Origin of the sequence: Moheibacter lacus (assembly GCF_014042165.1) — a bacterium.
GTDB classification, from domain to species: Bacteria; Bacteroidota; Bacteroidia; order Flavobacteriales; family Weeksellaceae; genus Moheibacter; species Moheibacter lacus.
Window position 1 is genome coordinate 192060 of record NZ_JACDZE010000003.1, and the last position, 23091, is coordinate 215150.

Below are 23091 nucleotides of genomic sequence, written 5' to 3' on the forward strand. Positions count from 1 at the left end.
ACTGGACGTTGTAGAATTGTTTGTAAAACAATACTTTTACGTTCCTGAATAGATGTATGAGTCGATTTAATCTTCTAAAAAATCGTGGTCTAAGCAAATGGATAGGCTTTTTATTCGCCTTTCTCATATTTGGTGCTACAGTTTGGTTTTCAACCCAATTTGTCAATCAATTGCGGAAAGAAGAAAAAATCAAGATCGAAAACTACGCAAAAGCCGTACAATTATTGGCCTCTGACGAAACGGCTTTGAGTTCAGAGGTAAACGATTATCTAGTGCGGATTACAAGTGGAAACGAAACGATGCCGGTAATTCTAATAGACGGCGAAACCGATGAAGTATACGGTTCATCCAACATTGAGGAAGAAATTCTAAATGATTCCGTCCAATTGAATCGATTGGTATTAAAGATGAAAGAAATTCAGGAACCGATTGAAGTCGATTTGGGCGTTTTGGGAAAACAATACGTTTATTATGAAAATTCCAAATTGCTCAAACGTTTGCAATATTATCCCATTATTTTAATCCTGATTATCATCTTGTTTGTGTATTTCAGTTATTGGTATTTTAAAACGTTGAAAAACACCGAGCAAAGTTTTCTATGGGCTGGAATGGCCAAAGAAACAGCACACCAAATCGGGACTCCACTTTCCTCATTATTGGGTTGGGTGGAAATTTTAAAAATGGAAGAAATGGACCAAGAACCTGTTTTGGAAATTGAAAAAGACATCCATCGACTTAACCAAATCACGGAACGATTTTCAAAAATCGGTTCACTACCGGAATTACAACCCAATAATTTGATAGAAGTCACCGAGACAACGGTCAATTATTTAAAAGGCAGAATCTCCAAAAAAGTCGATTTACGGTTCAATTCGGAAAAAGAAGAAATCCGCATTCCTCTAAACGTAGCGCTTTACAGTTGGGTGATCGAAAATCTGGTGAAAAATGCTGTCGATGCCATGCAAAACCAAGGCGCGATCAATGTTTATGTGACCGAAAAAGAAAATACCGTTATCGTTTCGGTTTTGGATACAGGTCCCGGAATTCAAAAAAAATTGCACAAACAGATTTTTGAACCGGGTTTTACAACGAAACAACGCGGTTGGGGATTAGGGCTTTCTTTGGCAAAACGAATCATTGAAAATTACCACAAAGGAAAAATTTTTGTAGCGAAATCGGACAAAGATTCAGGAACTGAAATTCGGATTATTTTGAGGAAATGATAGGTTTATGATGCTGGATTTTGGAAGTCTGTCGGAAGAAAAAATGTCTATTGATTTGTATTCAATTATTCAATAACTCAACCACATAAATCAGAATCCCAAAATCATTTTGGCGATCATAAAGTAAATAAATACACCAAAAATATCGTTACTCGTGGTGATAAATGGACCGGTCGAAACCGCCGGATCCAATCCTCTTTTTTCTAAAAATAATGGAATAAATGTACCAATGGTTGCTGCGATGATGATGACCGTTACCAAAGCCAAACAAATCGTTGCCGACACCAAATAAGGTGTTCCAAACCAAAAATGACTGAAAAACAATACGATGATCGCGATACCTAAACCGTTGAGCAATCCCAATAAAAATTCCTTCCAAAGCAACTTCCAAACGCCATCTTTGATCGTACCGTTTGCCAATCCTTGCACGATGATGGCAGAAGACTGGATTCCTACATTTCCTGCTGTAGATTGAATCAAGGGAACAAATAACAATAAAATGGGGAAATTTTGTAGCGCCGTACTAAATCCGCCGATGATACTCGCTGCGCAAAGACCACCAAACATCCCGATTAATAACCAGGGAAGACGTGCTTTTGTCAAAGTCCAAATGCTGTCATCTGCATCGACGTTTCTGGTGATCCCCGCCGCCAACTGGTAATCTTCATCGGCTTCTTCCTTCATCACATCGATCACATCATCGACAGTAATGATGCCCAAAAGTCGGTTCAATTCATCCACGACAGGAATTTCCATCAAATCGTATTTTTGGATGACTTTTGCTACATTTTCGTTCTCATCGTCGGCTTTTACGAAATGCACATTTTTATTGTAAACTTCTTCCAGTTTGGTATTGGAAGAGGTAGTAAGTAATTTTTTTAAACTCAGCGTTCCGAGCAAAACGTTATCATCATCTACCACATAAATCGAATATACTTCTTCCAAATCTTCTGCTTGTTTGCGCATTTCGCGTACTGCGGTCAGAACGTTCCAGTTTTTGTTCACTTTCACAAATTCTTTCCGCATGAGTCCACCGGCAGAATCTTCATCATAACGCAATAAGTCAACGATGTCCTGCGCATGTTCTTTGTCTTCTAACTGTGCAATGACTTCGTCCTTTTGGGATTCAGAAAGTTCACTGATGATATCGGCTGCATCATCGGTATCCATTTCGTTGATGAGTTCTTCCGCAATTTCTTTGGGAGAAAGAAGTTTCAGTAATTTCTTTCGATCATCTTCTTCCAGTTCCAATAAAACCGCAGCCGAAACCTCGTTGTCCATCAAGGACATCAAAAAAGATTGTTCTTCTAAATCTAAATCAGGGAAAAATTCTGCAATATCAGCAGGGTGCAGATCAGCCAACATCTCGTGGGCTTGTTTGGAATTTTGCTCACGGATGCAGTCGGCCAATGCCGAAAGAAAATCTTTTGTGATTTCGATGCTCATCCACTTATTTTACCGGTTAATTCGACAAATTGCTGAACAGATAACTGTTCGGCTCGCAAGTTAAGAAAATTCTCCTCAATTTCGTGTTGACTTAAGTTTAAACTTTTTAGCGCATTTCGAAGTGTTTTTCTACGTTGGTTAAATGCTGCTTTTACGACTTGAAAAAACAATTTTTCATCTACTTCCAACTTTTCACGGATTCGGGTCAAACGAATGACGCCCGATTTTACTTTAGGTGGCGGATTAAAAACATTTTCATCGACCGTAAATAAATATTCGGCTTTAAAATAAGCTTGTGTCAAAACCGAAAGGATACCGTAAATCTTCGAACCTTCCTTTGCACAAATCCGCTCTGCGACTTCCTTTTGAAACATTCCGACCATTTCGGGAACTTGATTTCGGTTTTCAATTACTTTGAAAACGATTTGAGATGAAATATTGTAAGGGAAATTGCCAATTACAGCAATCGGTTCATTTTTAAATTTCTCTGCCAAATTCATTCTCAAAAAATCCTCTGCATAAATGGGCAATTCAGGATAATGCTGATTCAGATATTCTACAGATTCACTATCGATCTCTACAACTGAAATCTTTTTCTTTTCCTTAATTAAAAATTGCGTCAAAACACCCATTCCCGGACCGATTTCCAATGCTTGTTCATATCCTTCCCAACGCATCGCATCCACAATCTGTTTGGCGATGTTTTCATCCTTTAAAAAATGCTGACCTAAATGTTTTTTGGCTTTTACGCTCATGCTGCGAAGGTAGAGATATTTATTTTTAAAATATAGTCCAAATTCATTGTAAAACTATCGATTTTTCATCCTCTGATTCTATTTTTTAAATCCATACTACCATGTAAAATTCTAAGGATTTCAATTTCGTGGGAACTGATTTGACGAAAAAAAATAATATGTTTTCCTACTCTGAAACCCGTGATTTCCTCCGCTATTTCTTGATAAGATTTACCTTTTTCAGGTGATTGAGCCAATTCTTGACAGGTACTGATAATTAATTCATAGTACAAATCTGCTTGATTTTCAGACCAAATTTCATAAGTATAATTCCAAATATTGGATAAATCTTCAACGGCTTTGTTGGTCAAAACATATTTAGCCATTTTTTCGTTTTTTGGCTTTTAATTCTTCCAAGTGTTTTTTGGGGTCAAAATTTTCAGCAACTCCGCTTTCTAAGCCTTCTTGAATTGCATTTTTCAAAGCTCGGATTTTATTTTCCTCTTCCTCCAATAGTCGAAGTCCGGCTCGAATCACTTCACTTGCATTTTTAAATCGACCTTGCGCTATTTTTTCATCCACAAATTCCTCAAAATAATCGCCCAATGAAACGGAAGTATTTCTACCCATAATTTTAATTTTTGATAAAATTACCAAAAATTGGTAAAAAAATGAAATAAAAATAAGGTTTAAATTATAAATCGAGAAACCCAAAAACTCAGAGTTCATCCCCTTTTTAGCAAATGTTTAACATGAATGGATTTTAAAAAGGATTCATCAAAAAAGATTTTTTATACCTTAGCCCAAAATTAATTTTGAATGTCTAAACAGAGCGATAAATTTAATCAGGGAAGGCTTCGTTCTTCCAACATCACAGTCGTAATCAGTATTGCTTTGGTTCTTTTTCTTCTAGGTCTTTTTGGCTTGATCGTCATCAACGCGCAGAGTTATGCCGATTATATCAAAGAACAATTGAAGCTGGAAGCTTTTTTTAACGACGAATACGACCCGCGCGAACAAGATAAAGAATTGGCGCGTCAACAGGATTACATTGATTCACTGAACGTTAAACATTCATTTATTAAAAAAACCGAATACATTTCAAAAGAAAAAGCATCTCAAATTGCCAAAAACGAATTGGGAATAGATGACAATGCGATTTTTGAAGCCAATATTTTTCCAGCTTCTGTTCAAATCACACTTCAACCTGAATTTGTGGAACCGGCCAAAGTGGACAGCATCAAAAAATTAATCCAAGCCGATCCGATCATAAGCGAAGTCGTAAATGACGATGAATTGATGACAACAGTGTATAATAACATCGATAAAATCCGATTTTGGTTGATGATTTTGGCGGCCATTTTCTTGGTGATTGTCATGATTTTGATCAACAACTCCATTCGACTGCGTATTTATGCCAAACGATTCAGCATCAAAACCATGCAGTTGGTAGGAGCGAGAAGAAGATTCATTATCCAACCCTTTTTATTGCAAAGTGCAGTTTTGGGCTTGCTCGGTGCGGTTTTGGCGATAATTGCATTGGGCGGACTTTGGTATTATTTTGCCAACATCGTGAGTTTACCATGGTGGAATGAAGATTATTATTGGTTAATTCTAATTTTGATCGTAACGGGAGTATTCATCGCATTGCTCAGTACCGCCATCGCCACGTGGAGATATTTACGTTTGAGAACCGATCAATTGTATTAAGCCTCCCCAACCCCTCCAAAAGAGGAGCAAATGAAAATATTCAAATAGTTATGAGTAAAGTAAATAATTTAGATTCGAAATTCACCTTCCTCTTCGGGAAAAAGAATTATATGTTCATGGTCATAGGTGTAGTGGTCATTCTCATCGGATTTTTATTGATGATGGGACCAGATGCCAATACCCGACCGGACGGGACTTTTGATCCAACTTATTGGAACGATGGAATCTTTTCATGGAGAAGAATCCGTTTGGCTCCGTTTATCGTCCTTTTAGGATTTGCCATTGAAATCTACGCCATCATGCTCAATCCTTCGAAAAAAGTGGCTGAATGAGTACATTGGAAGCGATTATCATCGCTATAATTGAAGGACTTACCGAATATTTACCGATTTCCTCCACTGCGCACATGGGATTTACCGCTGCGCTGATGGGAATGCCTGAAAGCGAATTTTTGAAGATGTTTCAAGTTTCGATTCAATTTGGGGCGATTCTCTCTATCGTGGTGCTTTATTGGAAGAAATTTTTTGATTTTTCCAATTTTGATTTTTATATCAAATTGGCGATAGCTGTAGTTCCAGCTTTGGTTTTAGGTTATATTTTTGACGATAAAATAGAAGCCGTACTCGGAAACCAAATCGCCATTTCCAGTGTTTTGGTTTTGGGCGGAATCGTCCTGATTTTTGTAGACCGCTGGTTTAAAAATCCAAAAATCGAAGACGAAAAAGAAATCACGATTAAAAAAGCAGTGATCATTGGTTTTTGGCAATGTCTAGCGATGATGCCCGGAACAAGCCGTTCCGCAGCCTCGATCATCGGTGGGATGACACAAGGTCTTTCCCGAAAAGCAGCTGCCGAATTCTCCTTTTTCCTCGCAGTTCCAACCATGTTGGCGGTTACCGTTTATTCGGTTTTTGTAAAAACCTGGGGAAAAGGAACCGTCAACGAAATGAAAGGCTACGAAATGATTTTGCAGGACAATCAACATATCATGCTGTTTTTAATTGGCAATGTGGTGGCCTTTATCACCGCCATGATTGCGGTGAAATTTTTTATTTCGATTCTAACTAAATTTGGATTTAAAGTTTGGGGTTGGTATAGAATCATCATCGGAATAGTATTGCTTATTTATTTTTGGAATCAGCCTAACAAACAAACCGAAGAAGAACCCATTGGTCAAGTAGTTTCAGTTCAAATTTCTTCAGATGATCAGCGTTGAGGAGATTTTAGAAGGAAAAGTTTTTTTGATCGACAAACCACTAGATTGGACTTCCTTTGATGTGGTGAACAAAATCCGTTGGAACATCAGAAAAGCTTATAATTTAAAGAAAATCAAGGTCGGACACGCCGGAACTCTTGATCCAAAAGCAACAGGTCTTTTGATTATCTGCACCGGAAAATTTACCAAACGCATCGACGAAATCCAAGCCGAATCCAAAGTCTACACCGGAACCATCAAATTGGGTGTGACGACTCCCACTTACGATACGGAATCAGAAGAAGATCAAGTTTATCCAACTGCACATATCACAGAAGAATTGATTCACCAAACAACTGAAAAATTCATCGGTGAAATTGACCAATTTCCACCGGCTCATTCTGCTGTAAAAGTGGATGGGAAACGTTTGTACGAATTGGCGCGAGCCGGAAAAGAAGTGGAGTTAAAACCCAGACAAATCAAAATTTACGATTTCAAAATCACGAAAATCGAAATGCCTTTTGTCGAATTTGAAGTGCATTGCGGAAAAGGAACCTACATTCGTTCACTTGCAAATGATTTCGGAAAAGCACTGGATTCCGGTGGATATTTAACCGAATTACGCCGAACCAAAATCGGAGAATTTTCGGTGGAAAATGCAGAGAATGGTGCATTGGAGAAGAAGTTTTTTGAAGAATAAAATTTTTTGATATGAGAAATTTTTATTTATTATTATTTCTTTTCATTTTAATTTCATGTGGAGCAAACAAACGAAATAATTCTAACCACTTTATTGAAGTAGGTAATTTAAATTATGTTGAAATTAAAAACGAAAAAGGTAAAATTAGAGTTTATGAAATCGTTTATCCTGAAGGAAATGATTATGGACTAAAAATATTTTTTAAGGGAGAGAAAAGAATCTATAAGAATACGGATTTGAATGTTTATCAGGAAGTAAAAATGATTGTCGAGACTGCCATCAAAACTAAACAAGCGAAATTACAACTTGAAAGAATTAAACATCATATATTGATTTTTGATAATGGAAATTATAGTTTTTATTTACCAAACACACTTAGTGAAGAGGAACTAAATAAAATATATTCTTTGATTAGTCCCAAATAAATCAAAATCACTCCTGACAAACCCTTGTCATTTCTCACTTATAATTTTGTTTCAAATTCAAAGATTTGAAATGGAAGAATTATCTTTGGGAAAACCTTGTAGAAAAAATGTATCCGGACGAATCACCCAAACGTTTTGACCGAATTGTCGCCATTTTGATTCAATTGCAATCCAAAAAAATCGTCAAAGCACAGGAATTGGCTGACCGATTTGAAGTGAGTTTGCGGACGATTTATCGGGACATCCGTTCGCTGGAATCTTCCGGAGTGCCGATCTATAGCGAAGCGGGAGTTGGGTATTCGCTCGTGGATGGTTACAAATTACCGCCCGTGATGTTTACCAAAGAAGAAGCCGGAAGTTTTGTGGCAGCAGAAAAATTGATGCAGAAATTTACCGATGGAAATTTCGGAAAGCATTTTGAATCCGCGATGTTTAAAATCAAATCCGTTTTGCGTGGTTCGGAAAAAGATTGGATTGAATCTTTAGAATCCAACATCCGACTTTCCAGTCGGGATGAAGCTTTTACCACACAGTCGCCGAAAGTTTTGGAATTATTATTTCAAAGCATTGCCGAAAAAAACCAAATCGTCCTTCATTATCAATCTGTAGAGGCAGACGAAATAAGCGTTCGGGTCATCGAGCCTGTCGGATTGTATCATGAAGGCCAATATTGGTACATTTTGGCGTATTGTCATCTGCGGAAGGATTATCGGAATTTCCGTACGGATCGAGTGGTGGATTTGACTTCAACTCAAAATTCCTTTGAATTGCAACACAGAGAATTGGAGTATTTTTTACAACCCAAAGAAAAGAATTCGACGACAAAAATTCGTCTTTTGGTAGATCGGAAAATCGCGCGATACATTCAAAACGATCGGAAATTTTATGGTTTTAAATCGGAAACCAAGAAAAAAGACAAAGTAGAAATGCTGTTTGAGTGCAATTTCAAAGAAAATGGTTTTGCGCGATGGTTGTTGATGTTTGGGGATTATGTGGAAATTCTGGAGCCGGAAGAATTGAAGTCGGATGCAGTACAATTGATAAAGAAAATCGAAAAAAATTTAAGCTGATGCACACCACCAACTATTTCAATGCATTTCTCGAGCCGGCAGAAGATTGTCCGGTTTTGGAGTCCGAAATTCCCAAAATGCGAGGCGAAAGCAAATCGGTAGCGCTTTTGCAATTTGAGATGATTGCACATCATCCTTACCAATATACATCGGACGAGGTTTTGTTTTCTATATATGCTTTGCGAAATAATTTGAGTCAAAATCAAACCGAAAAAGAAATCTTTTTTTCGCGTGGGCAAGCTTGTTTCCGGGCTTCGCCACTTACTAAACGTTATGGATGGGGAATTCATTTTGATGAAAAAGGGAGAATGGCTTTGTACAATTTTGATTCACCAGATTATCAAAAATTGAAAAACAATCCTGATTTGACGCTGGTCAAAGCGATGCGGAATAAACGAAAATAGCGCTATTTTAAAAACGGTTTTTATAAGAGTCAAAAAATGAGAAAAATCATTTGGAAAAATAAAAGTCATGGCTTTATATTTGCATTGACAAGAATGTTAAACATTATAGTCTAACATAAATATTAAACTCTTATGTCAGCACAAGATAAAAATGAAGCAACCGAAGAGTTGATCAAATCCACTGCAAAAAAATTGTTTTTTGGAGAGGGCAAGTTCAACGCTACGACGCAAGAGATTGCAGATGCTGCCGGTGTAAATCGAACGTTGATCAATTATTATTTCCGTTCGAGAAATAATTTATTTGATCAGGTTTTTGAAGAAGCCCAAATGGAAGAAGCCAAAAAGTCGGAATCCATTTTATTTTCCGATTTGCCTTTTAAGGAAAAGATTGGGGCGTTTATCGATTATTCCATGGAAATGGCGCTGGAATATCCCTATTTGGAAATTTATTTGGTAACCCAAATCAATCAGGGTTGTGCATTTAACAAACGCGAACAAGTTGAAAAAGTATTGCCGGAATTTTTTAAACAAATCGAAATGGAAATCAAAAAAGGAAACATCAGAAAGATGGATCCCATCCAATTTATTTTCAATGTGATTTCGCTCGTGAACTTTCCATTATGCATGAGGCCTTTGATACAAGAATCCATGCAATTGGATGACAAAGCATTCAACAAACTATTGAAAGACAGAAAAAAAATAATATTGGAAACCGTATTTATTAATTAATTAGAAATCAAAAATATGAAAATACATAAAATCGCTTTGATCCTTTTTGGTTTTTTGGCCATCCCAATTTCCGCTCAAAATTTGGAAACAAAGGAGTTGGCATTACGAGATGCGGTCAACTATGCATTGGAAAATCAAGCAGATGCGAAAAAGGCTAAATTGAAAATTGAGAATTCAGAATATTTAATTCAAGAAGCCCGAGCAGGAGCCTTGCCTAACATCAGCGCAAACGGCGGTCTAACTTATAACCCGATTTTACAAGAAACCGCAATTCCTTCTTCAAGCTTTCCCGGTGGTGAAGAGTCTGGAGAACCATTTTTACTTTTGGCAATGGGGCAGAAGTGGAATGCAGTTGCAGGCGTTTCGCTTACCCAAAATATCTTTGACCAAACGGTTTTTACCGGATTAAAAGCGGCTCGAACTACACGCGAATTTTACCAAATCAATGCGCAATTGACCGAAGAACAAGTCATCGAAAGAGTGGCAACCGCCTATTACAACGTATTTGTGCAAAAAGAACAATTGGAAACCATCGACAGCAGTATCGTAAATGTTTCGAAATCCAGAGATATCATCAAAAGTTTGTACGATAACGGATTGGCCAGAGAAATTGATTACGATCGCGTAAATGTCCAAATGATGAATTTGAGTACGACGCGTCAACAATTGGTAAATGCGGTAACGTTGCAGGAGAACGCTTTGAAATTTTATATGGGAATGCCGATTAATGAACCTATCGAATTGGTAGATAGAGAGTTTGAAGTGGATGCGGTATTGTTAAGCGATGAGGTCGATGTGGAAAACCGAACCGAAATGAAAGTCCTGAAAAAACAAGAAGAACTTTTGGTTTTACAAAAAGAAGCCCGAAAAGCCGCTTATTATCCGACTTTATCCTTAACTGCCGGATACAATTATATGGGACAAGGAGAACAATTTCCAATCGGTTCCGGATTGGACAATGGTGTGTATTGGTCCGATTTTTCATCCATCAGTTTGAATTTACGCATTCCGATTTTTAGTGGATTTGCAAACAAAGCGCGTGTAAGTCAAGCCGATGTGGAATTGAGAACTTTACAAGAAGACATCAAATACACGGAATTGTCGCTTGATTTGGAATACCAAAATGCAAAATCCCAAATGGAAAACAATTTAATCGCCATCGAAAACCAACTAGAAAATGTGAATCTTGCACAAAAAGTTGTGGATAACACACAGAACAATTACCGATTGGGATTGGCAACGCTTACCGATTTATTGGAAGCGCAAAACGCACTCGTTGAGTCGAAAAATAATTATTCCAATGTAGTACTCGAATACAAATTGGCAGAAGTGCAATTGTTAAAATCAAAAGGAGAATTAAATACATTAAAATAATACCTGAATTGTAGAAATAAACTTTCGCAATTCATAAAAACTAAAAACTATAAAAATTAATATCTGATGAAAATTCTAAAAAATATACTCATTGCCGTGGTGGTTATCGGCTTATTGGTTTGGGCAGGAATGACATTGGTCAACAATAAAAAGAAATCAGAAGAAGAAACTAAAATCGTAGGTCAGGTCAACGATAGTGTAGCCGTAAATGTAGCCAAAGTTGATTTTAAAAACATCAATTCCGATTATGTTGCCAACGGAACTTTCGAGCCTTTTCAAGAAATGATTTTCCCATCGGAAGTAAGTGGAAAAGTAATGCGAGTGATGGTGGATGAAGGAAGTTATGTGCGTGTAGGACAAACACTTGCAGTGATACGTGGAGATTCTCAATCCATCGATTTGACGGCGGCACAAGCTTCTTATCAAAATGCGGTTACCGATAACCAACGTTATGAAAATGCACTGAAATCAGGTGGTGTTACCCAGCAACAAGTGGATGCTTCCCGATTGCAATTGAAAAATGCAAAAGCTCAACTAGAACAAGCAAAGCTTAGAGTAGGCGATATGAACATCCGCGCAACCATAAATGGTATTGTAAATCAACGGTTTATAGAACCGGGTTCCTATGTAAATCCCGGTGCACAAATGTTTGAAATCGTCAACGTAGGGAGTTTGAAATTGCGAGTGGAAGTTGATGAAAATCAAATCGTCCGATACAAAGTTGGTGAGAACATCAAAGTAAAAGCTAGCGTTTATCCTGATAAAGAATTTGCAGGTAAAATCACTTTTATTGCGCCAAAGGCTTCAGCTTCGCTCAATTTCCCGGTTGAAATTCAAGTTTCCAACAGTGCAGGAAATGAGTTGAAAGCAGGGATGTATGGAACAGCCGTATTTTCTTCAAAAGAAGATGAAGTGAAAGCTGAGCCGATTTTGGTAGTGCCGAGAGAAGCTTTTGTAGGAGGACTAAACAGCAGCGAAGTGTTTGTGGTGAAAGCAGATGGAACGGCAAAATTGACAAAAATTTCCATCGGTCGAAACTTTGGAGAATTCATCGAAGTTCTTGGAGGTATTGAAAAAGACCAAACAGTGGTTACAAGTGGTCATATCAATTTAACGGACGGCGCAAAAGTGGCGATTATAAAATAAACGAAACTCGAATTTCGAAATTCGAAAAACGTATACAAAATGAAATTAGCAGAAATATCGATCAAAAGACCCACACTCGTCGTGGTGCTATTTACCATACTAACATTGGGTGGTTTATTTTCCTATACGCAGTTAGGATATGAGCTCATCCCAAAATTCGAAGTGAACATCATCACGATTTCAACGGTTTATCCGGGTGCTTCACCATCGGAAATTGAAAATACCGTGACCAAAGAAATCGAAGATGCGGTTTCTTCACTTGAAAATGTTAAAAAAATTGAAGCCAAATCTTATGAGAGTCTTTCGGTCGTGATGATCGAATTGAACACAGGTGCCGACGTCAATTATGCGCTCAATGACGCACAGCGAAAGGTCAATTCGATTTTAGCAGACTTACCTGAAGACGCAGATCCACCATCATTGGTGAAATTCTCGATGGATGATTTACCGATTATTACCATCGCAGCAACAGCCAACATGAACAGTAAGGAATTTTATGATTTACTTGATAAAAAGATCCAGCCCATTATTTCGCGTGTGCCGGGCGTTGCACAAGTGAATTTGGTAGGTGGTCAAGAACGTGAGATCCAAGTCAATTTGAACCAACAGAAATTGGAAGGTTATGGACTTTCTGTCGCTCAGGTAAGCCAAATGATTCAATCCTCTAATTTGGATTTCCCGACCGGAAATGTGAAAACCAGAGAAAATTCCACTTTGATTCGTTTGGCCGGAAAATATAAGAGTGTAGATGAAATGCGAAATTTGGTCGTCAACACCAAAGATGGCGTTCAAATACGTTTGGGTGATATTGCAGAAGTTCAAGATGCTCAGAAAGACGCAGATAAATTGGCTAGATTCAATCAGGGAGATGCGATTTTGATTCAAGTTATGAAACAATCAGATGCCAATGCTGTGGCTGTTTCGGAAGAAGTCAGAAAAGTAGTTTCAGAAATTGAAACCGATTATAAAGTCAATGAAGTGAAAATGACCATTGCAAATGATACATCTGAATTTACTTTGACAGCAGCCAACAACGTGATTTTTGATATTTTCTTAGCGATTTTCCTCGTTGCCGTCGTGATGTTGTTGTTCTTGCATAGCATCAGAAACGCTTTTATCGTAATGATTACGATTCCGGCATCATTGATCGCAACTTTCATCGGGATTTATTTCATGGGCTTTACGTTGAACTTGATGAGTTTGGTAGCACTTTCATTGGTTGTCGGTATTTTGGTCGATGATGCGATTGTGGTATTGGAGAACATCCACCGTCACATGGAAATGGGGAAAAACAAAGTCCGGGCAGCATTTGATGGTGCTTCTGAAATCGGATTTACCGTATTTGCCATTACCTTGGTGATTATCGTCGTTTTCTTGCCGATTTCTATGAGCAATGATTTGGTGTCGAATATCATCAAACAATTTGCCGTTACCGTAATGATTGCGACCGGATTTTCTTATTTGGCATCTTTTACGATTGTACCTTGGCTGTCTTCCAGAATCGGAAAGTTGGAACACATGACAGGAAAAAATTTATTCCAGAAATTCATCCTTTGGTTCGAATCCATTTTGGATAAATTTACACATTGGATTTCAGGTATTTTAAAATGGTCTTTGAAATCAAGATGGACCAAAATCACGACGATGTTGATTGCAATTGTGTTGTTTTTCAGTTCCTTTACATTGGTCGGATTTGGATTCATCGGAACCGATTTCTTCCCAAAAATGGACAAAGGTGAATTCATCATTCAAATCGAATTACCAAAAGATGCTTCATTGGAAAAAACCAATTTCGCCATCCAAAAAGCTGAAAAATATTTAAGAGCTAAACCTGAAATCGTGGATTTGATCACGATGGTCGGACAGACTTCTTCGGGATTTGGGGCGAGTCAAGCCACTTCCTATCAAGGTGAAATCAGCATCATTTTACAAGACAAAGAATTGATGTCGGAAAGTACTTTCGTTTATGCAGCCAAAACCAAACGTGAATTGGAAAAAGAATTGGTCGGTGCAAAAGTTACCACAATGACCGTTGGATTGATGGGTGCAGACCAAGCGCCACTTCAATTGGTAGTTTCGGGTACAACTTTGGACAGTGCGATGGTTTTTGCTCGGAAAGCAGAAGCGGAATTGAGAAAAATCCCCGGAGCTTCTGAGATTGAATTGTCCGTAGAAGATGGAAATCCAGAAATCAATGTCAATGTTGATCGTGATAAAATGTCCGTGTTAGGATTGGATTTGGCAACAGTTGGAACCACCATGCAAACCGCTTTTAGTGGAAATACCGATGCGAAATTTCGTGCCGGCGAATATGAATATGACATCAACATCCGATATGACCAGTTTAATCGTTCCAATATCGATGATGTACGAAATCTAATCTTCATCAACAACGCAGGTCAAAAAATCAAATTGTCCCAATTTGCTACGGTATCGGAAGGTTCGGGACCGAGTTTACTCGAAAGAAGAGATAAATCTCCATCTGTAAATGTCAATGCGCAGATCGTAGGTAGAACTTTGGGTGAAGTAGCTTCTGAATGGGAAGCCAAATACTCGGAAATTCCGAGACCAGTGGGTGTAAGTTACCAATGGGGAGGAGATATGGAAATGCAAGGAGATGGATTCTCAACTTTAGGAATCGCATTGTTGGCGGCAATATTATTGGTTTATTTGGTGATGGTAGGATTGTACAACAGTTATGCAGATCCTTTTGTGGTCTTGTTTTCCGTTCCTTTATCGCTGATCGGGGTGATGGTCATTTTGGCATTGACCAATAATTCCATCAATATTTTTACTATCCTCGGTATGATCATGTTGATCGGGCTTGTGGTGAAAAATGCGATTTTGATTGTCGATTTTGCCAATGTCAGAAAAGCAGCGGGAGAATCAACCTTTAACGCACTAGTTCAAGCCAATCACGCACGACTTCGTCCGATTTTGATGACGACCATTGCGATGGTATTTGGTATGATTCCGATTGCGATTGCAAAAGGAGCTGCAGCTGAGATGAACAATGGTTTGGCATGGGTGATCATCGGTGGATTGATTTCTTCTTTATTCTTAACGTTAATTATCGTTCCGGTAGTTTATTCGATTTTTGATGGATTGAAACGCAGATTCAGTAAAAAAGAAAAAACGGATTATGCAGCCGAAATGGTAGCCGAATATGAAGAAAGAGAATTAAGTGATGATGGATTTACACCCAAACATTAAAGTTAGGATAAAATAGTTTTCATAGTTTTAAGTTGATTGAATCGGGTAATTCTTTTAAAGAATTGCCCGATTTTTTAATTTTTATTTTAAAACTTAAATGGTCAAATTTTATACATTTGCGCTTCAAAATTCTAAACAATAACAAAATGAAAAACTTTTTATTCTCTTTATTGGGAATTCTATCTTTGCCCGTCTTTGCTCAATTTGAAGTTTATACAGTGGATGTGACGACAAATGATTTGGTTTATGATTCCCATACAAACCGAATTTATGTCAGCATTCCGAGTTCAAATGGTAGCAACGGAAACAGCATCGGGGTGATCAATCCATATACCAGAGAATTAGAATCTACAACTTTTATAGGGAGTGAACCTTCTGTTTTAGCGATTTCTGATAATGGACAATATATTTATTCCGGATTTGAACAAACCTCAACCGTAAGACGATTTGAAGTAGCAACCCAAACTGCCGGATTGGAATTTTCTTTGGGTGGTGACGATTTTTTGGGACCATATTACGTGAATGATATTGAAGTGATGCCGGGTTCGCCGTCCACCATTGCGATTTCTAGAAAATATGTTGATGTTTCGCCTACACATGCCGGAATCGCGATTTATGACAACGATATCATGCGCCCAACCGTAACACCGGGGCATACCGGTGGAAATCAAATTGAATTTAAAAATAACACGACGCTATTTGGTTATAACAATGAGTCAACTGGATTTGATTTGTTTCGTTATGCCGTAAATGCTGGTGGAATTACAGAAGTTTCTGAAACTGGTGGATTTCCGGGAGGATATGATTTTTATTTGGATTTTGCCTACCATAACGATCGTTTGTACTATACCAACGGAAGTGTGGTAAATGTTTCATCAGCTCCATTTGTTGCAGGTCAATTTGCCAATACATTTGGATCTGTAACCTATGATGCGCACAAAGATTTGGTTGCTTTTGCAAGTTATAATTCATCTGGAAGTATCCGTTTCAAACGATTTAACCCGACAACTTATTTGGTACAAGATGATATTGCCATTTCAGAAGCTTTTGGGGAATCAAAAAGCATCATTACTTGTGGAAGTGGTTGTTATGCATTCAATACGACAGATAATAAAGTGGTAATTATCAATGATGGAACCATGGGATTGGATGAGAATTCTGCAAAGAAATTAACCGTTTTCCCAAATCCGGTTGATGATTTCTTGAACATTGATGGCGTTAATGCCAATTTGGATAAGGTTCAAATTTTTGGATTATCAGGTAATTTGGTGCAAAACATTAAAAATCCTTCACGTAAAATAAATGTTCAGTTTTTGCCAAAAGGAATTTACATTTTGAAAATTTCTGAAAATGGAAAAACCATGCAAACCAAATTCATAAAGAATTAACAATTGGAAATATTTATTACAAATCCCTTCTTTGTTTAGAGGGGATTTTTTTTATAAATATTCTAAAAATTATGGGTAAATCAATTTGATTTTTCATCTGACCTTCCCATTCATCCCTTAAATTTTACAATTCATCCCAAAGATTTTTGATACATTTAATTCTTGAGCGAATTTTGACGCTAGAATCTTAAAAACTATAAAATTATGTATCGAATTGTATTCATCATCAGCCTTACAATCGTCGGATTGTTTGCACAAGCCCAATCGAAATACGAAACCGAAATGACCAAAGCTTTTGCCTCATGGGGCGAAGCCAAAACTCCAGATGATATGGAAAAAGTGGCGCAACATTTCGATCGAATTGCAAAAGTGGAAAAGGAAAATTGGTTACCCGCATATTATGCCATGTTTGTGCGTTCCATCAACGCCTTCAGCATGGAAAAAGATGCTGCCATCAAACAAGTAGACCAACTGGAGGGATTGTATGCCGGAATGGAGGAAATGAAAGATGTGGACAAATCGGAATTGTTGACTTTGCGCGGTCTTTACCGAACCGTGAAAGTTGCCAAAGCTCCTGACACCTATGCCATGTCGCTTTCCGGAGCAATCATCAAAGATTATGATGATGCCTTAAAAATCAACCCCAAAAACGCCAGAGCGCTGTATCTGATGGCGCAATACAATATGGGTGGAGCCGAATTTTGGGGAACAGATCCTAAAGAATATTGTCCAGCCATCGAAAAAGCTAAAAACCTTTTGGTAGCGGAATCAGACGAAACCTTTAATCCACACTGGGGTGAAGAACAGGTCGATGAAATCTTAAACACGACTTGTAAAAAATAAATTCAATTTGAGGATTTAATAAATTGGAAATGAAAAAAATCGGCGTCCATATCAAGTATTTGATTTTCATTATTTTGGGAATTACGATGATGTTTTTGGCGATGTATGTTGTCGAACATAGTGAATTACCTGGATGGTCAAAGATGTGGAATACATTGGGTTGGACGAGTTTTTATACAGTTCCGCTTTATTTGGTGAACAGTTACATATATGCTTTGATCGAAGAAAATATTAAGGGTGAATCTTGGGAAAAATACGCAATTCGATTTCTATTAGGTATTTTCTTAAGTTGTTTGGTCAGTATTTTAATTGGTGGAATTCTTTTTGTGTTGAATTTGATGTGGGATGGTCAATCCTATCAGGGAGCCATAAATTGGTTGTTTTCTAAAGAATCACTACGAAATGTCCGACAGATTTTATGGATTTCCGGAACCATTGCTTGTATTTTATATACCATCAATTTTATTTTTCGAATTCAAAACAACAAATTAAAAGAGCAAAAACAAAAGGTCGTTCAGATTTCTACCGAACATGAATCGCTCAAATCTCAAATTGGTCCTCATTTTTTATTCAATTCGCTAAATGTTTTAAATGGTTTGATCGATGAAAATCCCGATAAAGCACAAGAATTTGTAAGCGAACTTTCATCTGTTTATCGGTATGTTTTGGAACAGAAAGACAAATCTTTGGTTTCGCTAAGAGAAGAAATCGAATTCAGTAAAACCTATATGAATTTGGTACAAAAAAGATTTGAAGACGGATTGGAATTTGAAATCGAAGAAAACATTCCGCAAGAATTTCAAATCATTCCGCTTTCGCTTCAGATTTTATTGGAAAACTGCATCAAACACAATCGGATTTCTTCCATAGAACCATTAAAAGTAAAAGTATATATAGATGATAAAAAATTGGTGATTAAAAATAATTTACAAATTAAAAAACAGTTAAATGAAAGTACCGGAAAGGGACTTCAGAACATCATCCATCGTTTCAAATCATTTACTAAACGCGAAGTAGAAATTAACCAAACAGAAACGGAATTTATCGTCAAACTCCCATTATTAACCGAAAAAAATATCGTGATGGAAATCAATCAAAAATTCACCGAAGAAGAATACAAATCTGCCAAAAAAAGAGTAGAAGATCTGCAAGGATTTTATTGGAATTTAGCCAGTTACATAATCGTCAATTTATTTTTCACCTTTCTTGACATGCGGGATGGAGATTACGATTGGGCTTTCTGGCCGTTGATGGGTTGGGGAATAGGAATAGCTTTTCACGCCATCGAAACCTTTGGGTTTTTCAATTCCGCCGGGTGGAAAGACCAAATGGTGAGAAAAGAATTGGAAAGACGTCAACGTGAAAAAGAAGAATTTCATTCAAAATTTAAATCATAAAATTATGGAAAATCGAAATTATAGTCAACAAGAATACGAATCGGCAAAAAAATCGGTTCAAGAAATTCACAACTTTTATTTGATCGTTTTTGTGTATGTCGTGATGATGTTTTATCTGCATTGGTTAGATTTAAGAGATGGAAGTTATGATTGGGCTTATTGGGTTGCAATTGGATTTACTGCGAGTTTAATTTGGTTTGCTGTGGAAATGTTGCCTTTCCGATGGAAGGAAAAATTGATTCAGAAAGAATTAAAAAAACAGTTAAAAAAATAGAAAAAATGAACACAAAAGAAAGCTATACAACAGAAGAATATCAAAACGCCAAAAGGGCTGTGGAAGATAGATTGGGCTTTTATATCCATTTGACTTGTTATGTGCTGGTCAATTCGTTTTTTGTATTTCTCAATATAAAAAACGGCGGGTATTTTTGGGCGATTTATCCGATTGCCGGTTGGGGAATTGGTTTGGTTTTTCATGGTTTGAGTGTTTTTAGCTTTTTTAACAATAACAATTGGAAACAGCGTCAAATCCATAAAGAAATTGAAAAACAAAGAAAATTAGACCATTGGAAATGAAACCGACATGATTATTATAATCTTTAAACACACAGCGTAATGATTATTTTAATCATCTTAGGTTGCATGTGTCAAATGAAAAATAAAAAATAAACACATGAAAACCATCATCATTGAAGACGAAAAACCGGCAGCGCGCTATTTATTGAAATTACTTCAAGAAGAAGCCATAGAGCCTCTCGCTATGCTAAACAGTGTGAAAGAAGCAGTTAAATGGTTTGAACAAAATGAAGAGCCAGATTTGATTTTTCTCGACATCCAATTGGGCGACGGAATCAGTTTCGAAATCTTTGAAAAAGTCCAACCCAAAAGTTCGATTATTTTCACAACTGCTTATGATGATTATGCGCTTAAAGCATTTAAATTCAATAGTATAGACTACTTACTTAAACCGATCAATAAGTTAGATTTACGCAAGGCGATTGCTAAATTTAGAGAAAGAAATCAACCGATGGTTTGGGATGCATTTCAATTGCAGTCTTTGCTTTCAAATAATTTTGAGAACCGTTATAGGGAAAGGTTTTTGATCAAAGTGGGCAGTAATTTAAAAACCTTAAACATAAAAAACATCAGTTGTTTTTATTCCAAAAATAAATCGACCTATTTGTTTTCTGATAACCGCGAATATCCAATCGAACAAACATTGGGTGATTTAGAAACACAATTGAACCCAAAAGATTTTTTCCGCATCAGTAGAAATGCAATCGTTCATTTAAAATTCATCGAAAACATTTCGACGCATTCCGGCAGCCGTTACCAACTTTTCATCAAAGGAGTGGAAGAGGAGTTGATCGTTTCCCGTGAACGCGTAAATGATTTTAAAATCTGGCTGGAGAAGTAGGGTTGGAGAGTGGTAGAGTGGTAGAGTAGGCTAATTATCAGCTGAATCATCAAATTTTAGAAGAACAGCCTTAATATTATCGTCATTTATTTTCATGTGTTCAATTTCATTTATTAAATCAGGACGAGATGAAGTCGCCTCTAAAAGTTGGTTTCTTCTATTGTTAAACATTCCCAAGTTGTATGTTTCTAAATCACTTCCAATAAGCAGGTCGTGAGCATTTATAGCACCGTCTTTCATATTTATAGAAAAAGTTCTTATCCATTTTATTTTACCGAAGTGCAAAATTTCCATTAATTGATTACCATGATTTCGATAGATTCTTGTTTTATCATTAAAATCTTTGAAGGTTAGTTGAAATACATCTTTTGCGGGTATGACTCTTGACTTTTTTTCTTTCTCGTCTAAAAGAACCATGGTTTGAAAAAAACTTGTTTCCATTATGAGCATTTTATCAAAAATATTAGTTTTAACTCTCATTTTTGATTCAATTGTGTCATTCTCTAACGTAATAATTTGAGCATTTACACTTTTTTGAGCGGACAAATTAATGTTAGTGAATAATAGGCATAAAAGTAATAGTTTTATAATTGACATAATTTTTGATTATTTTGCAAAACTAATTATATTTTTCGTATATCAATTATTTCCACTTTTCCACCTCGGTCTTTGACTTGTTTGACCATATCTTCGGTTCCGCCTGGACCGTCAGATTTCTGTTTGTCCCAAACTGCGAGTAGCGTCATATTGGATATACCGTTGGCCAATGAAAAATACAATTCCCAGAGATTGTTTCGTTGCCAAATTTTATAATCTCTTTTATTTCGCAACCAATGAGGCAGCTCCAAAGTATCTGATAAAACGGGATGATCGAGTTCTTCATACAAAGCATCAAAGCGTTTGATCCAATCATTTCCTGCAAAAGCCACAGACTTAATTTTAAAAAGTGGAGCCGGAACCGCAAGAAACATACGTGATGTAACGCCCAGATCTTTGCATTGTTCATGAAAAATAATGTCACCACCACAAGCTCCTCCGGTGATACCAATCAATTTTTTATTGGGTCCCAATTCATTTTGAATTTCAATTATTTTGGCTCTGATAGACTGGGTCACCGCTTTTTCTTTTTCAGGAGGAAATCTCGGGACTTCACGCTCCTTTTTGTCAATCATATGTCCGGTGAAAAGCAGATAATATTCTGTTTTTTCTTCCTTTCTAGTCAATTCATGGATAGAATCCAGTGCAGCAGCAGTATTTTCAGGTAGAATTTCCAGTGATTTGAAAATGTTCAATTGTTTCATAACAGATTCTTTGGTCAATTCATCTGCGTCTGAAAAAACAGAATTGTATTTGGTCGAAACCCTTCCTTGACTTTTTGCAGTGAGATGGATGAGATCTGCTTCCGCCAAATCCAACCAAACATCTTTTTTGCCAATTGATTTGGTTTGTGCACGTGCGGAATCAATAGAAAACTGAAATGCTGCAAGTAATTTTTCTTTTTCTTTTTTGAACCTAATTAATTTACGTTCAGCTTCTTCCTTTTCATCATATAAATCTTCCCAAGCATCCGGATGCTTTTCTGCCAAACCTGTTATGATATACAAAAGTTCGACTGCATTATAACCTGAATAATAGTGATTTAGGTTTTGCATAAATCCTTTTCTGTAGTTTTCATAAGCATTCATCAGATGCGGAGATTGAAGTGCTTTTTTTTGTAAAACATCATTATTGAGGTTTTTCCATTCAAAAATCCATCGGGATTTGTGGTTTCGGGCAATTAAAGTATAGGCTTCAGCTCGTTGTCGACTGTTGACTTGTTTGTCTTTGATGATGATTTCAGCAGAGATATCGGACTGAGTCAACAGGGATTTGGCTTCATTTGGATCTGAGTCAAATTTTTTTTCAGCCAGTCTTTGGTAAATGGTCGATAATCGATCATGTGCATATAAATCCTTTTTATTTTTTCGACTTGAAATGACTTTACGCATGATTTCTTTTGCCGAATGGTATTTTTTTAGTCGAAATAATTCTTCCCCAACCAATTTCCATGCAGAAATTCGCCATTGAAACTTTTCAACTTCATGTGCTAAAAGAGAAAGTTTCCCTACAAATTTACTATCGGCAGCGACTCTGACTTCATCTACATAATCTTGCGGAAGTGCAATATAGGATTCGGGCTCTTGTGGCAAAAGATGAGGAAGGACGTTAAAGACCGGACTATCTGTTCGGTTTTCTTGAAGTGTTTCAGATATACTGCGCACCAATTCGTCAATTTTTGCTGCCGGATTGACTCGATCATACAGTAAATAGCGGTATCCCATGATATCAAAAGGCGTTTGGTCAAGTCCGGGAGATTTGATCAAAATGGTAAATTTATTCCGTAAAGCATGGCGGATACCCAATTCGTAAAACACATTGGGATTATAAATCGTGATGTCGGCAATGACGATGTCCGCTATCAACAATTCAGAAAACATATCTTCACGTATGTCTCCGGCATTGAAAATTTTCCCGGTTGTTCCGCCTGATAAACCCAGTTTTTTCATCGCAGGTTTGATGAGTTCTTTTTCAACTCTGTCAAAATCAAAATAAACAGTTGTAAAACTGCCGTCTTTTTCTTTTTTGATAACAGGTCTTTTATTTCCAAAAGGTCTTACGATAAATACCGAACTCATAT

At 37.0% G+C, this 23091-nt stretch carries 24 protein-coding genes; 18 read left to right on the forward strand and 6 right to left on the reverse strand.

Annotation, left to right across the window (positions count from 1 at the left end; translation table 11 throughout):
- The first annotated feature begins 56 nt into the window (after window positions 1-56).
- Window positions 57-1223 (forward strand): sensor histidine kinase, encoded by a 1167-nt coding sequence (locus tag HU137_RS10350; RefSeq protein WP_182043776.1) that lies wholly within the window; start codon window positions 57-59, stop codon window positions 1221-1223.
- A gap of 90 nt (window positions 1224-1313) precedes the next feature.
- Here HU137_RS10350 and mgtE read toward each other — a convergent pair whose 3' ends face one another.
- The 4 genes from mgtE to HU137_RS10370 form a co-directional block, all read right to left on the reverse strand.
- Window positions 1314-2669, reverse strand: a complete 1356-nt coding sequence (mgtE, locus tag HU137_RS10355; protein WP_182043777.1) for a magnesium transporter — start codon at window positions 2667-2669, stop codon at window positions 1314-1316.
- Window positions 2666-3424: a 16S rRNA (adenine(1518)-N(6)/adenine(1519)-N(6))-dimethyltransferase RsmA gene (gene rsmA, locus HU137_RS10360; protein ID WP_182043778.1), complete on the reverse strand. Its 759-nt coding sequence runs from the start codon at window positions 3422-3424 to the stop codon at window positions 2666-2668. The genes mgtE and rsmA overlap by 4 nt, the downstream gene beginning before the upstream one ends.
- A gap of 65 nt (window positions 3425-3489) precedes the next feature.
- Window positions 3490-3789, reverse strand: a complete 300-nt coding sequence (locus tag HU137_RS10365; RefSeq protein ID WP_182043779.1) for a type II toxin-antitoxin system RelE/ParE family toxin — start codon at window positions 3787-3789, stop codon at window positions 3490-3492.
- Window positions 3782-4033 carry a type II toxin-antitoxin system ParD family antitoxin gene (locus HU137_RS10370; RefSeq protein WP_182043780.1) on the reverse strand — a complete coding sequence of 84 codons (252 nt, stop codon included), beginning with the start codon at window positions 4031-4033 and terminating at the stop codon, window positions 3782-3784. Before HU137_RS10370 ends, HU137_RS10365 begins: the two co-directional genes overlap by 8 nt.
- A 189-nt stretch (window positions 4034-4222) precedes the next feature.
- Here HU137_RS10370 and HU137_RS10375 point away from each other — a divergent pair, with 189 nt between their 5' ends.
- The 17 genes from HU137_RS10375 (at window position 4223) to HU137_RS10455 (ending at window position 20414) form a co-directional block, all read left to right on the forward strand.
- Window positions 4223-5113 (forward strand): cell division protein FtsX, encoded by an 891-nt coding sequence (locus tag HU137_RS10375; RefSeq protein ID WP_182043781.1) that lies wholly within the window; start codon window positions 4223-4225, stop codon window positions 5111-5113.
- A 50-nt stretch (window positions 5114-5163) separates the two neighbouring features.
- Window positions 5164-5445, forward strand: coding sequence for a DUF3098 domain-containing protein (locus HU137_RS10380; RefSeq protein ID WP_182043782.1), 282 nt, complete (start codon window positions 5164-5166; stop codon window positions 5443-5445).
- Window positions 5442-6329, forward strand: coding sequence for an undecaprenyl-diphosphate phosphatase (locus tag HU137_RS10385; protein ID WP_182043783.1), 888 nt, complete (start codon window positions 5442-5444; stop codon window positions 6327-6329). Before HU137_RS10380 ends, HU137_RS10385 begins: the two co-directional genes overlap by 4 nt.
- A complete protein-coding gene (truB, locus tag HU137_RS10390) occupies window positions 6316-7008 on the forward strand; it encodes a tRNA pseudouridine(55) synthase TruB (protein ID WP_182043784.1) in 693 nt (230 codons plus the stop codon). Before HU137_RS10385 ends, truB begins: the two co-directional genes overlap by 14 nt.
- Window positions 7009-7019: 11 nt before the next feature.
- Window positions 7020-7433 (forward strand): hypothetical protein, encoded by a 414-nt coding sequence (locus HU137_RS10395; protein WP_182043785.1) that lies wholly within the window; start codon window positions 7020-7022, stop codon window positions 7431-7433.
- Between the two features lie 65 nt (window positions 7434-7498).
- Window positions 7499-8503 carry a helix-turn-helix transcriptional regulator gene (locus HU137_RS10400; protein WP_317169920.1) on the forward strand — a complete coding sequence of 335 codons (1005 nt, stop codon included), beginning with the start codon at window positions 7499-7501 and terminating at the stop codon, window positions 8501-8503.
- Window positions 8503-8907 carry a DUF6157 family protein gene (locus HU137_RS10405; RefSeq protein ID WP_182043786.1) on the forward strand — a complete coding sequence of 135 codons (405 nt, stop codon included), beginning with the start codon at window positions 8503-8505 and terminating at the stop codon, window positions 8905-8907. Before HU137_RS10400 ends, HU137_RS10405 begins: the two co-directional genes overlap by 1 nt.
- A gap of 132 nt (window positions 8908-9039) precedes the next feature.
- Window positions 9040-9636, forward strand: a complete 597-nt coding sequence (locus HU137_RS10410; protein ID WP_182043787.1) for a TetR/AcrR family transcriptional regulator — start codon at window positions 9040-9042, stop codon at window positions 9634-9636.
- Between the two features lie 15 nt (window positions 9637-9651).
- Window positions 9652-11010: a TolC family protein gene (locus HU137_RS10415; protein ID WP_182043788.1), complete on the forward strand. Its 1359-nt coding sequence runs from the start codon at window positions 9652-9654 to the stop codon at window positions 11008-11010.
- A gap of 66 nt (window positions 11011-11076) precedes the next feature.
- Complete coding sequence (locus tag HU137_RS10420) at window positions 11077-12156, forward strand: efflux RND transporter periplasmic adaptor subunit (protein ID WP_182043789.1); 1080 nt, start codon at window positions 11077-11079, stop codon at window positions 12154-12156.
- Between the two features lie 39 nt (window positions 12157-12195).
- Window positions 12196-15369 (forward strand): efflux RND transporter permease subunit, encoded by a 3174-nt coding sequence (locus HU137_RS10425; protein WP_182043790.1) that lies wholly within the window; start codon window positions 12196-12198, stop codon window positions 15367-15369.
- A 146-nt stretch (window positions 15370-15515) separates the two neighbouring features.
- Window positions 15516-16757, forward strand: a complete 1242-nt coding sequence (locus HU137_RS10430; RefSeq protein ID WP_182043791.1) for a T9SS type A sorting domain-containing protein — start codon at window positions 15516-15518, stop codon at window positions 16755-16757.
- Window positions 16758-16961: 204 nt separating this feature from the next.
- Window positions 16962-17600, forward strand: a complete 639-nt coding sequence (locus HU137_RS10435) for a hypothetical protein (RefSeq protein WP_182043792.1) — start codon at window positions 16962-16964, stop codon at window positions 17598-17600.
- Window positions 17601-17629: 29 nt separating this feature from the next.
- On the forward strand, window positions 17630-18997 hold the full coding sequence (locus HU137_RS10440; RefSeq protein ID WP_182043793.1) for a histidine kinase: 1368 nt from the start codon (window positions 17630-17632) through the stop codon (window positions 18995-18997).
- Window positions 18998-19001: 4 nt separating this feature from the next.
- Window positions 19002-19271 (forward strand): 2TM domain-containing protein, encoded by a 270-nt coding sequence (locus HU137_RS10445; RefSeq protein ID WP_182043794.1) that lies wholly within the window; start codon window positions 19002-19004, stop codon window positions 19269-19271.
- 5 nt (window positions 19272-19276) lie between these two features.
- The gene (locus HU137_RS10450; protein ID WP_182043795.1) at window positions 19277-19573 is read left to right on the forward strand and encodes a 2TM domain-containing protein; all 297 of its coding nucleotides are present in this window, start codon (window positions 19277-19279) and stop codon (window positions 19571-19573) included.
- Between the two features lie 97 nt (window positions 19574-19670).
- Window positions 19671-20414, forward strand: coding sequence for a LytR/AlgR family response regulator transcription factor (locus tag HU137_RS10455; RefSeq protein WP_182043796.1), 744 nt, complete (start codon window positions 19671-19673; stop codon window positions 20412-20414).
- A 30-nt stretch (window positions 20415-20444) separates the two neighbouring features.
- Here HU137_RS10455 and HU137_RS10460 read toward each other — a convergent pair whose 3' ends face one another.
- Both HU137_RS10460 and HU137_RS10465 read right to left on the reverse strand, forming a co-directional pair.
- Window positions 20445-21011, reverse strand: coding sequence for a hypothetical protein (locus tag HU137_RS10460; protein ID WP_182043797.1), 567 nt, complete (start codon window positions 21009-21011; stop codon window positions 20445-20447).
- 26 nt (window positions 21012-21037) lie between these two features.
- Window positions 21038-23089 carry a tetratricopeptide repeat-containing protein gene (locus tag HU137_RS10465; protein ID WP_182043798.1) on the reverse strand — a complete coding sequence of 684 codons (2052 nt, stop codon included), beginning with the start codon at window positions 23087-23089 and terminating at the stop codon, window positions 21038-21040.
- Window positions 23090-23091: the final 2 nt, after the last annotated feature.